At 69.3% G+C, this 12,545-nt stretch carries 13 protein-coding genes, 1 tRNA gene and 2 pseudogenes; 9 read left to right on the forward strand and 7 right to left on the reverse strand.

Annotated elements, in window-relative coordinates:
• Positions 1-40 precede the first annotated feature (40 nt).
• Positions 41-235: an antitoxin gene (locus ACFU5K_RS29360; RefSeq protein WP_384066966.1), complete on the reverse strand. Its 195-nt coding sequence runs from the start codon at positions 233-235 to the stop codon at positions 41-43.
• A gap of 351 nt (positions 236-586) precedes the next feature.
• Here ACFU5K_RS29360 and ACFU5K_RS29365 point away from each other — a divergent pair, with 351 nt between their 5' ends.
• Positions 587-1,876: an FAD-binding protein gene (locus ACFU5K_RS29365; RefSeq protein WP_384066968.1), complete on the forward strand. Its 1,290-nt coding sequence runs from the start codon at positions 587-589 to the stop codon at positions 1,874-1,876.
• A 25-nt stretch (positions 1,877-1,901) separates the two neighbouring features.
• Here ACFU5K_RS29365 and ACFU5K_RS29370 read toward each other — a convergent pair.
• From ACFU5K_RS29370 to ACFU5K_RS29380, 3 genes and pseudogenes are all read right to left on the reverse strand, one after another.
• Positions 1,902-2,892, reverse strand: a pseudogene (locus tag ACFU5K_RS29370) (MASE1 domain-containing protein).
• A gap of 66 nt (positions 2,893-2,958) precedes the next feature.
• Positions 2,959-3,782, reverse strand: a pseudogene (locus tag ACFU5K_RS29375) (PP2C family protein-serine/threonine phosphatase).
• Positions 3,783-3,885: 103 nt separating this feature from the next.
• Complete coding sequence (locus ACFU5K_RS29380; protein ID WP_384066970.1) at positions 3,886-4,356, reverse strand: MarR family winged helix-turn-helix transcriptional regulator; 471 nt, start codon at positions 4,354-4,356, stop codon at positions 3,886-3,888.
• 110 nt (positions 4,357-4,466) lie between these two features.
• On the opposite strand from ACFU5K_RS29380, the gene ACFU5K_RS29385 reads away from it, so the two are divergent.
• On the forward strand, positions 4,467-4,877 hold the full coding sequence (locus tag ACFU5K_RS29385) for an organic hydroperoxide resistance protein (protein ID WP_329042561.1): 411 nt from the start codon (positions 4,467-4,469) through the stop codon (positions 4,875-4,877).
• 43 nt (positions 4,878-4,920) lie between these two features.
• Here ACFU5K_RS29385 and ACFU5K_RS29390 read toward each other — a convergent pair.
• A tRNA-Trp gene (locus ACFU5K_RS29390) sits at positions 4,921-4,993 on the reverse strand.
• A 163-nt stretch (positions 4,994-5,156) separates the two neighbouring features.
• Between ACFU5K_RS29390 and ACFU5K_RS29395 the strand changes: the two genes are divergently transcribed.
• The 4 genes from ACFU5K_RS29395 to ACFU5K_RS29410 all read left to right on the forward strand — a co-directional run bounded on the left by ACFU5K_RS29395 (position 5,157) and on the right by ACFU5K_RS29410 (position 8,026).
• Positions 5,157-5,318, forward strand: a complete 162-nt coding sequence (locus ACFU5K_RS29395; protein WP_384066972.1) for a hypothetical protein — start codon at positions 5,157-5,159, stop codon at positions 5,316-5,318.
• A gap of 69 nt (positions 5,319-5,387) precedes the next feature.
• A complete protein-coding gene (locus ACFU5K_RS29400) occupies positions 5,388-6,014 on the forward strand; it encodes an SGNH/GDSL hydrolase family protein (RefSeq protein ID WP_384066974.1) in 627 nt (208 codons plus the stop codon).
• 712 nt (positions 6,015-6,726) lie between these two features.
• Positions 6,727-6,963, forward strand: coding sequence for a DUF397 domain-containing protein (locus ACFU5K_RS29405; RefSeq protein WP_384066977.1), 237 nt, complete (start codon positions 6,727-6,729; stop codon positions 6,961-6,963).
• Between the two features lie 154 nt (positions 6,964-7,117).
• Complete coding sequence (locus ACFU5K_RS29410; protein WP_384066980.1) at positions 7,118-8,026, forward strand: helix-turn-helix domain-containing protein; 909 nt, start codon at positions 7,118-7,120, stop codon at positions 8,024-8,026.
• A gap of 37 nt (positions 8,027-8,063) precedes the next feature.
• On the opposite strand, the gene ACFU5K_RS29415 is transcribed toward ACFU5K_RS29410, so the two are convergent.
• On the reverse strand, positions 8,064-8,879 hold the full coding sequence (locus ACFU5K_RS29415; protein WP_384066983.1) for an SAM-dependent methyltransferase: 816 nt from the start codon (positions 8,877-8,879) through the stop codon (positions 8,064-8,066).
• A 408-nt stretch (positions 8,880-9,287) separates the two neighbouring features.
• Between ACFU5K_RS29415 and hemC the strand changes: the two genes are divergently transcribed.
• The 3 genes from hemC to ACFU5K_RS29430 all read left to right on the forward strand — a co-directional run bounded on the left by hemC (position 9,288) and on the right by ACFU5K_RS29430 (position 11,326).
• Positions 9,288-10,223: a hydroxymethylbilane synthase gene (gene hemC / locus ACFU5K_RS29420; RefSeq protein WP_384066985.1), complete on the forward strand. Its 936-nt coding sequence runs from the start codon at positions 9,288-9,290 to the stop codon at positions 10,221-10,223.
• Between the two features lie 219 nt (positions 10,224-10,442).
• On the forward strand, positions 10,443-10,886 hold the full coding sequence (locus ACFU5K_RS29425) for an SRPBCC family protein (protein WP_384066988.1): 444 nt from the start codon (positions 10,443-10,445) through the stop codon (positions 10,884-10,886).
• Between the two features lie 56 nt (positions 10,887-10,942).
• Positions 10,943-11,326 (forward strand): VOC family protein, encoded by a 384-nt coding sequence (locus ACFU5K_RS29430; protein WP_384066991.1) that lies wholly within the window; start codon positions 10,943-10,945, stop codon positions 11,324-11,326.
• Between the two features lie 477 nt (positions 11,327-11,803).
• On the opposite strand, the gene ACFU5K_RS29435 is transcribed toward ACFU5K_RS29430, so the two are convergent.
• On the reverse strand, positions 11,804-12,220 hold the full coding sequence (locus tag ACFU5K_RS29435; protein ID WP_384066994.1) for a thiol-disulfide oxidoreductase DCC family protein: 417 nt from the start codon (positions 12,218-12,220) through the stop codon (positions 11,804-11,806).
• Positions 12,221-12,545 lie beyond the last annotated feature (325 nt).

The raw sequence follows: 12,545 nt of genomic DNA on the forward strand, positions 1-12,545 counted from the left end.
GGGCGGCGCTTCTGCGGGTCAGGAAAGGGTCCGGAGCGGGTCAGGGCCGGGGCGGGTTCTCCCTGTCGGGGTCAGTGCCGAGTTGCTGCTTGAGCTTGTCCTGGCCCGTGTCGACGTGCTTGGCGTACTTGTCCCCGGTCCGGTCGTCGACCGTGTCGCCGGCTTTGTCGACGCCCTTCCCGGCCTGGTCCTCGTGGCCCTTCAGCATCTTCTTGATCTTGTCCATCGCGGACATGGCGGATCCTCCTAGGCTCGGCTTCCCCCTTGTCCAGGGTCACCGCACATCGCCCGCCCCGCATCCGCGAGCCCGCCGCGACGGTCCCGAGGGGGTCTCGACGTGTGAAGGGCCGCTGGATGGGCACATACCGGGTTACCTGGAGGAGGTGGTGGCCGTGGGCCGCATCCAGATCGTCCGCCGTCCGCAGCCCCCCACGGGGCCGCCCCCGCTCGACCTGCGCACACCGTCCGGTCGGCCCCTGCCCTACTGACGCCTGTTGTCCCTTGGACCCGCCGTCGAGCCATGCGGTCAGCGGCGTGGGACGCAAGCCCTGAGACCCCTGACGGGCGGAGCGTAAGCTGCGGAGGCATGATCGACCAATCGGCGCACGCCCCGTCCGCCCGGCAGACGAACTGGGCCGGCAACATCACCTTCGGTGCGAAGCGGCTGCACACGCCTGCCACCGTGGCCGAGCTCCAGGACATCGTGACCGCCGGAACGGCATTGCGGGCACTGGGCACGGGCCACTCCTTCAACACGGTCGCCGACACCACGGGTGACCTCATATCCGTGGCCGGGATGCCCCGTTCCATCGAGATCGACCGGGACGCCGGTACGGCGACGGTGAGCGCCGGGCTGCGCTTCGGGGAGCTGACGGGGGCTCTGCACCGCAGCGGGTTCGCGCTGCACAACCTGGGTTCGCTGCCCCACATCTCCGTGGCCGGTGCCTGCGCCACCGGCACGCACGGCTCGGGGGTGGGAAACCGCGCCCTCGCCGGCGCCGTGCGGGCGCTGGAACTCGTCGCCGCAGACGGCAGCCTCGCCTCCCTGGAGCGGGGAGACGCCGACTTCGCCGGCGCCGTGGTCTCCCTGGGGGCACTGGGCGTGGTGACCCGCCTGACCCTGGACCTCGTGCCCGCCTTCGAGATCCAGCAGTGGGTGTACGAAGGACTCCCGCAGGAGCAGCTCCTGGGACGGTTCGACGAGGTGATGTCCGAGGCGTACAGCGTCAGTCTGTTCACCGGATGGCACGGTGGGGCCATCGACCAGGTGTGGATCAAGCGGCAGGTCGGCGGCAGCGGGACCGGTGACGCCCCACGGACGTGGCACGGAGCGGAACTCGCAGGGGGACCCAGGCATCCGGTTCCCGGCATGGCGGCCGGACACTGCACGCAGCAGCAGGGCGTGCCCGGCCCCTGGCATGCCCGGCTTCCCCACTTCCGGCTCGAATTCACCCCCAGCAACGGCGACGAACTGCAGTCCGAGTACTTCGTCGACCGGCACGACGCGGTGGCGGCCTACGAGGCCCTGGACCGGGTCCGGGACCGCTTCTCGCATCTGCTCCAGATCGGTGAGATACGTTCCGTGGCCCGCGACGATCTGTGGCTCAGCCCCGCCGAGGGCCGTGACTCGGTGGCATTCCACTTCACCTGGGTGCCGGACACCGCCGCAGTGACGCCCGTCCTCGGGATCATCGAAGAAGTCCTCGCGCCCTACCGGGCCAGGCCGCACTGGGGAAAGGTGTTCACGACTCCGCCCGGCACGCTGCGCGAGCTGTACAGCTGCTACGCGGACTTCGAGCGGCTGGTCGACCGGTTCGACCCCGCAGGCAGGTTCCGCAACGACTTCCTGGCACACCACTTCGCCCTCGGCACCTGAGGCTTTTGCTGAGGGCCGGTACCGTTCAAACGGTCTCGCCCCGCGGCACGTCCGGCCGCCCCTCCCGGGCCGGCTGCGGTGAGAGTTCCTCCACGAGGGCGGCCAGTTCCTCGCACGCCACCTCCGTCTCGTACCGGATGTTGCTGTGCTCCGTGACGATCGCGGCCAGCAGCAGAGCGGTGAGCGCCACGCAGCCGTTGAGGATGCACAGGTTGAACATGATCTCGAGCACCGAATGATCTGCGAAAGGCCCGGCCGAATCGGTACCGGCGATGATCGCCAGAACGGAGATCAGAAGGGCACACGGGGCGCTGCCCGGCAACTGGAAACGCAGGGCCGCCCAGATGAGCACGGGGAAGACGAGGTAGAGCACGGACAACGTGCTCATGGTCGCGATGAGCGTCGAAACGACCGCCACGACCGCGAGTGCGATGGTCTCCGCCCACCTGTCGTCAAGCCGGGGCCGGCGCACCCTGCGCAGGACCAGGAGCAGGGGGGTGACCGTGAGCACCCCCATCGCGTCACCTGCCCACCAGGCCGACCAGACCTGCCAGAACTGATCTCCGGGCAGACCTCCGCTGAGCCACTGGACCCCCGTGCCCACCGTGGCGCTGATGACCATGCCGCCGAGTGCGCCGAGGAACACGAGGGCGACCCCGTCACGCAGGCGGTCCAATTCCGGGCGGAACCCGACGGCGCGCAGGGCCAGGAAGGAGCACAGCGGGGCCAGGGCGCTGCCCGCCGCGACGGCGACACCCCAGAATGTGGGGCCGTCGCTCATCGAGAACACTGTCACGAGAGCACCCAGAGCGATCCCGGGCCAGATGCGGGCACCCAGGTACAGCAGGGACGCGACGGCGATTCCGGACGGCGGCCACAGCGGGGTGACCACCACGCTCTGTTACCTGGACCTCCCTCAGCAGCCCCAGCTGTCCGGACCCGTAGTAGACGGCGGCGATGCCCAGAGTCTGCGCGACGATCACGGCTCGGCGTAGGGTTTCCTCGCTGCGGATCACGCACCTCATCAGACACCGCGCGCGACGGCAGGCCGTCGTGACACGCTCGGCCTGTCGCCGACCCGGTCAGGCCGTGGCGGTGCCGTGCCGAAGGACGAGCACGGCGGCGTCGTCCTCGTGACCGGTGAACACGGCCGCCTGCAGTACCTTGTCCGCCAGTTCCTCGGCGTCGGCGAGCACGTGGTCGCTCACCAGACGCCTGACCCGGTCCAGCCCGGCGTCGATCGTCAACGAGGGACCTTCGCGACCCCATCGGTGAGCAGCACGAACGCGCCGTCCACGTCCAGATCACGCCGGGTCACGGGGTAGTGCTGATGCGGCTCTACGCCCAGCGGGAGGCCGCCCGCGCCCGCGGTGATTCCCGAACGGCCGTCGGCGGTCGCCCACACACATGCGACGTGGCCGGCACGGGCGCTGCGCAGCTCCCGGGTTCCGGGGCCGAGGTGGAGGAACGAGCACGTGGCGAAGAGCGCGGAATCCATGGACATGATCAGGTCGTTCGTGCGACGCATGACCTCACCCGGATCCGGGGCCGAGCCGGCGACGGCGCGCATGGCGATCCGGATCTGGCCCATGAAGGCGGCCGCCTAGACGTCATGTCCCTGAACGTCGCCTATGGCGAGCCCGAGTGCCCCGTCCGGCAGCAGGAACCCGTCGTACCAGTCACCGCCGATGTCCAGCCCGTCCCGTGCGGGCGCGTAGCGGGCGGCGGTCTGGAGGCCGGGGAAGGAGGGGAGGGCCGCGGGCAGCATCTTCCGCTGCAGGGCCTGCGCCAGCTCGACACGGGCCTGGTGCAGTTCCACTTCCTGCCGGGCACGGGCAGTCAGATGCTGCAAGGTGCTGAGCAGGTCCTCGGCGCTCGCCGATCGGGGAGTTCGACGCCGGTTCATGGGCCGCTCCGCGTTGCGATAGTCCCTGCATCGTATTTCGGCGGCGGAATTCCGGCGAGCGCTGCACCGGGGCGCCCAGGTGCAGCGCCGACCGCGAAGCCGGTCAGCCCGCCTGGCCGAGCGATTCGGTGAGCCGTCCCAGGGTCTCCTGCAGCGCGAGTACCTCCTGGACCGACAGGCCCGTGGCCCGCAGGATCGACCGGGGGACGTGCAGTGCGCGCTCGCGCAGCCCGACGCCCGCCTCGGTGAGGTGCACCGTCACGGAGCGCTCGTCCTCGTTGCTGCGCTCGCGTCGTACGAGACCGGCTGATTCCAGTCGCTTCAACAGTGGTGACAGCGTGCCGGAGTCCAGATGCAGCCGCTCACCGATCCTTTTGACCGGCAGCGGACCGTGCTCCCACAGGACCATCATCGCGAGGTACTGCGGATAGGTGAGCCCCAGGTCCCGCAGGGCTTCCCGGTAGACGCCGCCGAAGGCACGGGAGGCCGCGTGCAGCGAGAAGCAGACCTGGTGGTCCAGCCGCAGCACGTCGGTGTCCGGCAGGTCGGAGGCAGGGACGGGCGGTGGCGTCATGTCCTCAGCATAGCTTGCCGCCCGTCATTTAGTTGTGTGCAATTTAATTGTGTGTCACTCTCTTTCCGGTGATCGGTCCACGGTCACCGTCGTACGAGAGAGGTCTCCCCATGGACGCGCTGTACACCGCTGTCGCAACCGCGAACGGCCGCGAAGGCCGGGCAGTGAGCTCGGACGGCCGGATCGACCTGGCGCTGGCGATGCCGCCGGCCCTGGGAGGCAATGGCGAGGGCACCAACCCGGAGCAGCTCTTCGCCGCCGGATACGCGGCCTGCTTCGCCAGCGCCATGAAAGAGGTCGCCCGTGAGATGAAGGTCGACACGAAGGACGTCTCCGTGACGGCCGAGGTCTCGATCGGCAAGGACGAGACCGGGTTCGGCCTGGCGGTCGTCATGCGGGTCGAACTGCCCGAGGCGCTCGAAGGTGAGACCGGCCGCCGTCTGGTCGAGGCGACGCACGCCTTCTGCCCCTACTCCAAGGCCACGCGCGGCAACATCGAGGTCGAGCTCGTCATCGAGTAGCGGGGCCGGTCCCCCACCCGCCCGGGTGGGGGAACCGATCGTGCAGGGGAGACAGGAGTCGAACCTGCGGCATCCGGTTTTGGAGACCGGCGCTCTGGCCTCTGAGCTACACCCCTCCGGCGCGAACAGCCTCGCAGGCGCCGCGTCCGCCGACAACCGGATTTGCAGCGGCCGGGCCCGTTCGCCGGGGTCCGCCCGTCAGCGGCCGCCGCGCGACGCGTACACTCGGCTCCCGTTTCCGCTGATTGGCGGGCACAACCGATCGTTAGGCAGTTTCACGTGACTTTCGCAGAGGCATCCGACGCGCCGATCTACGCCGGGCTGGTGGAGGAGCAGGGCGACGTCCCGGCCGAGGTACGACGAGTGGCCGAGGCGACCCTGCTGGAGGTCGACCGCGTGCTCGACTTCAGCACGATGCGCATCCCGACCGCCGCGCGTTAGGCCTGGTCCGGGCTTCGGTGGGCAGAATCAAGAGCGGTATCCACTGATTCCCACCGTACGGAGCGTCGCGTGACCATCAGCCTGAACGGCTCGGCCGTCGTTCTGTTCCAGGGGGACAGCATCACCGACGTGGGCCGGGATCCGGACAATCCTCTGGGCCGCGGCTACGTCCGGACGGCGGCCGATCTCGTGCGATCCGCACGTCCCGACGACGGCATCACCTTCCTCAACCGGGGCGTCGCCGGTGACCGTGTCTCGGATCTGCGCGCCAGGTGGCGAGAGGACGCGACGGATCTCGAGCCGGATGTGGTGTCCGTCCTGATCGGCGTCAACGACACCTGGCGCCGCTACGACTCCGGCGAGGTCAGCCCGGCGCAGGCCTTCGAGGACGACTACCGCGCCGTCCTCACGCAGGTGCGGGAGAGGCAGGACACCCAGCTCATCCTCATCGAGCCGTTCCTCATCCCGGTGCGGGAGGAGCAGTGGGCCTGGCGCGAGGACCTCGATCCCAGGATTCAGGCGGTCCGCAGGCTGGCCGAGGAATTCGACGCCGTGCTGCTGGCCGCCGACGGACTGCTCAACCAGGCCGCGCGGGCCGCGGGCGGGGCCGAACACATCGCCGGTGACGGAGTCCACCCGACCCCGCTCGGACACGAACTGCTGGCCGAGGCATGGGTGGCGCTCGCCGGGCTGTAGCCGTCGGGCGCCTGGGGGACCGGAATCCTCGCCCACACGGTCTTGCCCGAGGCGGTCGGCCGCGACCAACCCCACGAACTGCTCAGCGCGTCGATGATGCGCATGCCGCGGCCGCGCTCCTGGAACCCGTCGGCCCCGCGCAGTACAGGCACCTCCGGACTGGGGTCGTTCACCGCAGACCAGCGAGCTGTCCTGACGGGCGAGGCCGAGCCGCGCAGCCGACCGGGCGGCAGGGTGTAGTCCGTGGCACACCGCGTTGCTCACCAGCTCACCCGCGACGAGTGCGACATCGTCCGCGCAGGACCACAGTCCCCACCGTTCGAGTGCGTCACGGACGAACTGCCGTGCCTGACGCAGACTTTCCGGATCCGCCCCCAGCCCGCGTGTGGTGAATCCGGGCGCCGTGATCCCCAGATCCCGTGCGAGCTCCGCGTGTGGATCGTCGCCGGTGCAGGGAGGGCCGGCCGCCACTCCGTCGCGTGACGTGTTCTGCGCGTGCATGAGTGCCGATCACCCTCCGGTGAAGTCGGTGCGAGGTGCCGTGGAGGCCCGACGGCCACTAGTATCCTCGCCGCCCGTGCGCTGCGTGCAATTGCATAGGGAATTGCACCCCAGGGTGTGAGCAGGAGACATCTGTTCACGCCCGCGCGGGTAGGCGCCGACAGTCGCGCCAGTGAGGAACCGAGCAGGCAGCCCAGAAGGAATGAAGCTCATGCAGCACATCGACAACGGCGTTCCCGCCAACTCCCTTACCGGCGTGGAGTGGAGGAAGAGTCATCACAGCAACCCGAGCGGGAACTGCGTCGAGATGGCGCTGCTGCCCGGTGGCGAGGTGGCGGTGCGCAACTCCAGGCACCCGGAAGGGCCTGCCCTCGTGTACACCGGTGACGAGGTGCGCGCCTTCCTCGCCGGCGTGCGGGACGGCGACTTCGACAGCATGACCGGCTGACGGATCACCGATGTCGGGGAGGGCTCCGCAGGGCGACCGGCCGAAACCCGACAGCGCCGACAGGCCGAAAACAACCGCACTTCGCACCGATCCATCCCTTCCCAGGGCTCCTGATGGCAGACTGGCGCCAAGACGTCCGCCTTCAGGAGCCCGCATGCCCGGCATCGAACCGCTGCAGCCGCCAGGGAGGCCCTCGCTGGCGTCGGCCACCGGGGCGAGTCCCACCGCGCTGCGCCTGGTTCTGGGCGCGCAACTGCGACGGCTGCGCGGTGAGGCCGGCCTCACACCCGAAGCCGCGGCCCACCGGATCCGGTGCTCCACAGCCAAGATCAGTCGTATGGAGACCGGACACTCGCCCTGCAAGGAACGCGACGCCGTCGATCTCCTGACGCTCTACGGAGTGAGCGACCCTGCCAGGGCGGACGAGTTCATCGACCTCGTCCGCAGGGCCGGGCAGCGCGGTTGGTGGCGCACCTATGCCGATGTGCTTCCCGACTGGTTCGAGCCCCTGGTGGGCCTGGAAGACGCCGCGGCGTCCATCCGTACGTACGAGGGCCACTACATCCCGGGTCTCCTGCAGACGGCCGCCTACGCCTACGCGGTTGTGCGCTCCGGGCACGCCCTCGAATCGGAGGAGCTCACCCAACGCAGGGTCGAACTCCGCCTCCGTAGGCAGGAGTTGCTGCACCGACGGGATGCGCCGAAGCTCTGGGTGCTGCTGGACGAGGCTGTGCTGATGCGCCCGACGGGCGGCGCCGCGGTGATGCGGGAGCAGTTGGTCCATCTGCTGGCGATGACGGAACTCCCTCATGTCATCGTGCAGGTGGCCCCCTTCGAGGTGACCGCCCACACCTCCCCGGGCAACGGCATCACGTATCTGCGCTTCGCGATGGAAGGGCTCCCCGACGTCGCGTACATCGAGCACCTGACCAATGCCACGTCCGTCAACAAGCAGGAGAGCACGGACGAATACCGGTGGATCCTGGACTCCCTGAGTGCCCAGTCCCCGAGTCCGGCCGCGAGCAGGGACCTGCTGAGGCGGGCGGTCGAGCGTTACGCCTGAGCGCCCGCCTCACACCGGGCACGTCATCCGGGGTATGTCACCACTTGCGGCCGACGCCGCCGTACTCGATCCACTCCCGGGTCTCCTGCTTCGGCGCAAGGTCCGAGTCGGGCCTCCATGTTGAGACCTCCACCAGGCCGGGTTCCAGCACATCCAGGCCTTCGAGGAATCCGCGGACGTCGTCCTCGCGGCGCACCCGCCCCCACTGGTTCCCAGTGCTCTTCGCCATGAAGTCCGTGACGAAGTCGCGAGTTGCCGCGTCGTCGCTCACGAGCTGACACACGACCAGGAAGCTACCCGGTGCGAGGCGGTCCGCCATGCGGCGGATCAGGCCCGCCGGGTCGTCCTCGTCCGGGATGCAGTGCAGCACGGACACGAACAGGGCGGCCACCGGCTGGTCGAAGTCGATCAGCCGGGTCACCTCGGGGTGGCCGAGGATGCCCTCGGTGTCACGCATGTCCGCCTGGATGACAGCCGTCCGGTCGTTCTCCTCCAGTATGGCCCTCCCGTGGGCCAGGACGATGGGATCGCTGTCGATGTAGACGACCCGGGCGCCGGGATCCACCAATTGGGCGACCTGGTGGACGTTGTCCTGGGTCGGCAGGCCGGATCCGTGGTCGATGAACTGGCGGACTCCGTATTCGGACGCCAGATGGTGCACGACACGGCGCAGGAACCGCCGGTTGTTCACCGCGAGGACCTTCGTGCTCGGCACTACTTCGAGCAGCTGCTCGCACGCGACCCGGTCGGCGGGGTAGTTGTCCTTTCCGCCCAGGTAGTAGTCGTACATCCGCGCGACGCTCGGCACGTTCACATCGATGTTCTTCGGAATGGAGGTGTCCCCGTTGCTCATCCAGCCCCTCGCGGTTCAATGAAGAAGAAGTCGGTGTCCGTGGGCGCCCATGCTAGGTACCCCGCCGAGTGCTTGACAGTCCTCCAGGGGGTGAGGCAAGACCCCAGGGCGGTGAATCAGCCAGTCGGGATGAGCGCAGGACACCCGTCCGATCAGGACTGCCGGTGCCGGCCGGACGGCCTGGCGCTGCTTCTGCAAGGGGGGCCGGATAACTCTGCCTGATGGAAAGCCTTTTGCCGTACAGGCATGGACACGCGGCGGCCTGATCGAGGCACTTCGAGCGGAAGCTCAACGTGGCCGGAAAGCGATGTACGCAGTCCTTGCCGCGCGTGGCCGTCAGAGCCGCGAGGGGCCTTCGGTCCGCGTCGGACGATCGCCGCTCGAGTCCGGCGCACTATCGTGGGCACCATGTCCGCCCCTGAGCTGATCCGCATCGTCTCGCGCGACTCGCCCATGGCCCTCGCCCAGGTCGAGCGTGTCCGGGCCGAACTGGCCGCACTCCATCCCGCCACCGTCACGGAGGTGGTTCCCGTCCGGACCACCGGCGACAAATGGCTCGGGGACCTCTCGAAGGTCGAAGGCAAGGGAGCCTTCACCAAGGAGGTCGACGCAGCGCTGCTCGCCGGGGACGCAGACCTCGCGGTCCACTGCGTCAAGGACATTCCGGCCGACCGCCCACTGCCGGCCGGCACGACGTTCGCCGCCTTCCTGAAGCGTGACGACATCCGAGACGCCCTGGTCCACCCGGAAGGGCTCACGCTCGACCAACTCCCGGACCGCACGCGCATCGGCACCTCCTCCGTCCGCCGCGTGGCTCAACTGGCCGCCTCACACCCTCATCTGGAGTGCGTCCCGTTCCGCGGCAACGCCAACCGCCGACTGGCGAAACTCGCGGAGGGCGAGGTCGACGCACTCCTCCTGGCAGCGGCCGGCCTGCACCGCATCGGCCGCCCCGACGTGATCAGCGACATCCTCGATCCCGAGACGATGTGCCCGCCGATCGGAGCCGGCGTCCTCGCCCTGCAGTGCCGGGAGGACGACAGGGCGACCATCGAGGCCGTGAGCGAACTGAACCACCCCGGCACCTACCGGGAGATCACGGCGGAGCGCATGTTCCTCCACGTCCTTCAAGGGCACTGCAACTCGCCGATCGCCGGCTACGCCACCGCTCACCGCAACGGTGACCTCTCTCTGCGGGCCTGCGTGTTCACCCCGGACGGCAAGACCGTGCTCAACGCGCACGAATGGGCGGGTCCGCTCGATCCCGCCACGCTCGGCACCTCGGTAGCCGTCGCCCTGCTGCGCCAGGGGGCCCGCGAGCTGATCGACGGCATCGCGCACTGAGCGGCGGAGGGGCGCCCGCATCAGGCGCGTAAGGCTTCACCGCGGCCGAACCGCGTTCGGGACCGGCCCGTCTCGACCGGCTCCGGGTCGGAGACACCCGATTGCCGGATCAATACGCCTGACCGGCTGCCGTGAGGCCGTGGAGCGCGGATTCTGGGAGGCAGCGCCATCACGGGTTGGCCGCGCCGCGTCCGCACCCGTCATGTCAAAGGAGACCCCATGGCTCGGTTCGAGGCGACGGTCGAGATCGACCGTCCTGTCGGTGACGTGTTTGCCTTTCTCGCCGACGGTGAGAACGACAAGAAGTTCAGCCCGCGCGTGCAGAGCATCTCCAAGACACCGGCCGGTGCGACCACGGTGGGAACCGTCTTCCGGAGCACGGTGAAGGATGCGGGTATGACGACCCAGCGGGAGTTCCGGATCGATGAACTCGTCGCGCCGGCGCGGATCCGCTGGCAGGAGCAGTCGTCGAACCTCGTGACGGTCAAAGAGGGCGGTTACGACCTGGAGTCACTGGCAGACGGCCGAACGAAGGTGCGAATTTTCAACGATCTGGAGGGCCATGGTCTGGGCAAACTCCTGGTCGGCTTCGCCGCCTCCGCGGCACGGAAGGACGCCCCCGCGTTCGGGCAGCGGATCAAGGCGGCGGTGGAAGCGTCGTGAGTGGCCGATGTGCCACGTCCGAGGGACAGGGGTCCGGCTGACGTAGGGTCGTGACCATGCACGTACTGAGCAGCCGGATTTTGCTGAGGCCCCGTGACCCGGACGTCTCCCGCGAGTTCTACGGGCGCACACTCGGGCTCGCCGTCTACCGGGAGTTCGGCACAGGGCCCGAGCGGGGAACCGTGTACTTCCTCGGAGGCGGCTTTCTGGAGGTGTCGGGCAGTTCGGACACTCCGCCGACCGACACGCTGCGGCTGTGGCTGCAGGTCGCCGACTGTGCGGCCGCGCACGAGGAACTGTCGCGAGGCGGGGCTCGTATCCTCCGCCCGCCGGTCCAGGAGCCGTGGGGGCTCATCGAGATGTGGATCGCGGACCCGGACGGGCACCGCATCGTGCTGACGGAAGTCCCGGCGGATCATCCGCTGCGCTTTCGTCCGTGACTCGGAAGCCCCGTTCCGGCGCGTTCGTATCGCCCGTGACGCCGTGGCCTGCGCGGCAGCCCACGCGTCGTCGGGCGGCTTCCTGGGCGTCAGGGCGCGTGGGCGGTGGCTGCGACGATTACGTCGAAGTCGGCTTCGTGCGCGGCAGCTCGGCCTGACGCACCGCGGTGGATCCGAGGGCGATGACCGCGCCGAGACCGGCGAACGCGCCGCACCCCACGAAAACCGGGGCGGCGCGGGATCCTCAAGGGTTCCTGCGCTCCCCGCCGCCGGGCCCGCATCCCGCTGCGGAGCACGGAGCCCCGTGGTCAGTTGCCGCATTTGTGCAGCTGACAGATCGGTCGACGAGGGCAGGACGAGCAGGCGGAGCGTGCGTCGGTCACCGGTGGCCTGGCCGGGAACCCGTGTGCCAGCAGCCTCATCACTCCGTGCTGCCCGCAACCTCCAACCCCACCATTCCGTCGGCCGGGAGAAGGCTCAGTGGGTGGTCGGCGGTTCGAGCCCGTGCGAGCCCTGCCGCTGCGCCGCGGGAACCGCGCACGCCGGCGTGCCACCCGGCATCCTGTCGCGGTTGTCGGCCACGAGCCGGTAGACGCCGTGGGCGAGCCATCGGACGGGGGGCAGGGTGAGCAGTGCGCCCAGGACGCTCCACACACCGCCGGCGCTCAACAGCAGCTTGGCAACGGCCTGGGCGCCGCCCTGTACCGATCCGGTCGGGGTGGTCCACAACACCTCGTACTCGGCCCGCTCCTGCGTGACACCGAGTGTTTCCAGGTCTGCGAACTGCCACGGCGTGAAGTCGCAGCGGGGCCGTAGATGACGTTCGGCGAAATTCACCGATGACGTGCAGAAAGCACAGTCTCCGTCGTAGATGAGCACAGGTCGGGTCCGCATCAGCCCATGATGCCACTTCGCGTCCGGGGCGCGGCGCGGACAGCGCAGGGGCGGAGCGGGGCGTCGGGCCGCGGACGGTCCGCCCCGCACCGGTGTTCGGCCGAGAGGCCTATGCGCTGTGCACGATCTGGATGAGGTGCCGCAGGTGTCGTCGAACTTCGCAGTGGTAACCGGTCCCATGGGCCGGGCTGGTCCGTCGCACCGCCCACCCGGCATAGCGAGAAGCCCCGTCCTTCAGGACTCCGTTGGGAAATCCGCAAAGCGACACCCCCGGGCGATGGGGGGGCTGGCATGATCGTCCTGTCCGTCAGTGGGAGGGTGGGGC

Source organism: Streptomyces sp. NPDC057428, from assembly GCF_042803195.1.
In the GTDB taxonomy this organism is placed as follows: domain Bacteria; phylum Actinomycetota; class Actinomycetes; order Streptomycetales; family Streptomycetaceae; genus Streptomyces.

Bases quoted from the DNA above. Each gene is read 5' to 3' on its own strand.
- ACFU5K_RS29360 (WP_384066966.1), bottom strand. From the start codon at position 235: ATGTCCGCGATGGACAAGATCAAGAAGATGCTGAAGGGCCACGAGGAC.
- ACFU5K_RS29365 (WP_384066968.1), top strand. From the start codon at position 587: ATGATCGACCAATCGGCGCACGCCCCGTCCGCCCGGCAGACGAACTGG.
- ACFU5K_RS29380 (WP_384066970.1), bottom strand. From the start codon at position 4,356: ATGACGCCACCGCCCGTCCCTGCCTCCGACCTGCCGGACACCGACGTG.
- ACFU5K_RS29385 (WP_329042561.1), top strand. From the start codon at position 4,467: ATGGACGCGCTGTACACCGCTGTCGCAACCGCGAACGGCCGCGAAGGC.
- ACFU5K_RS29405 (WP_384066977.1), top strand. From the start codon at position 6,727: ATGCAGCACATCGACAACGGCGTTCCCGCCAACTCCCTTACCGGCGTG.
- ACFU5K_RS29410 (WP_384066980.1), top strand. From the start codon at position 7,118: ATGCCCGGCATCGAACCGCTGCAGCCGCCAGGGAGGCCCTCGCTGGCG.
- ACFU5K_RS29415 (WP_384066983.1), bottom strand. From the start codon at position 8,879: ATGAGCAACGGGGACACCTCCATTCCGAAGAACATCGATGTGAACGTG.
- hemC (WP_384066985.1), top strand. From the start codon at position 9,288: ATGTCCGCCCCTGAGCTGATCCGCATCGTCTCGCGCGACTCGCCCATG.
- ACFU5K_RS29425 (WP_384066988.1), top strand. From the start codon at position 10,443: ATGGCTCGGTTCGAGGCGACGGTCGAGATCGACCGTCCTGTCGGTGAC.
- ACFU5K_RS29430 (WP_384066991.1), top strand. From the start codon at position 10,943: ATGCACGTACTGAGCAGCCGGATTTTGCTGAGGCCCCGTGACCCGGAC.
- ACFU5K_RS29435 (WP_384066994.1), bottom strand. From the start codon at position 12,220: ATGCGGACCCGACCTGTGCTCATCTACGACGGAGACTGTGCTTTCTGC.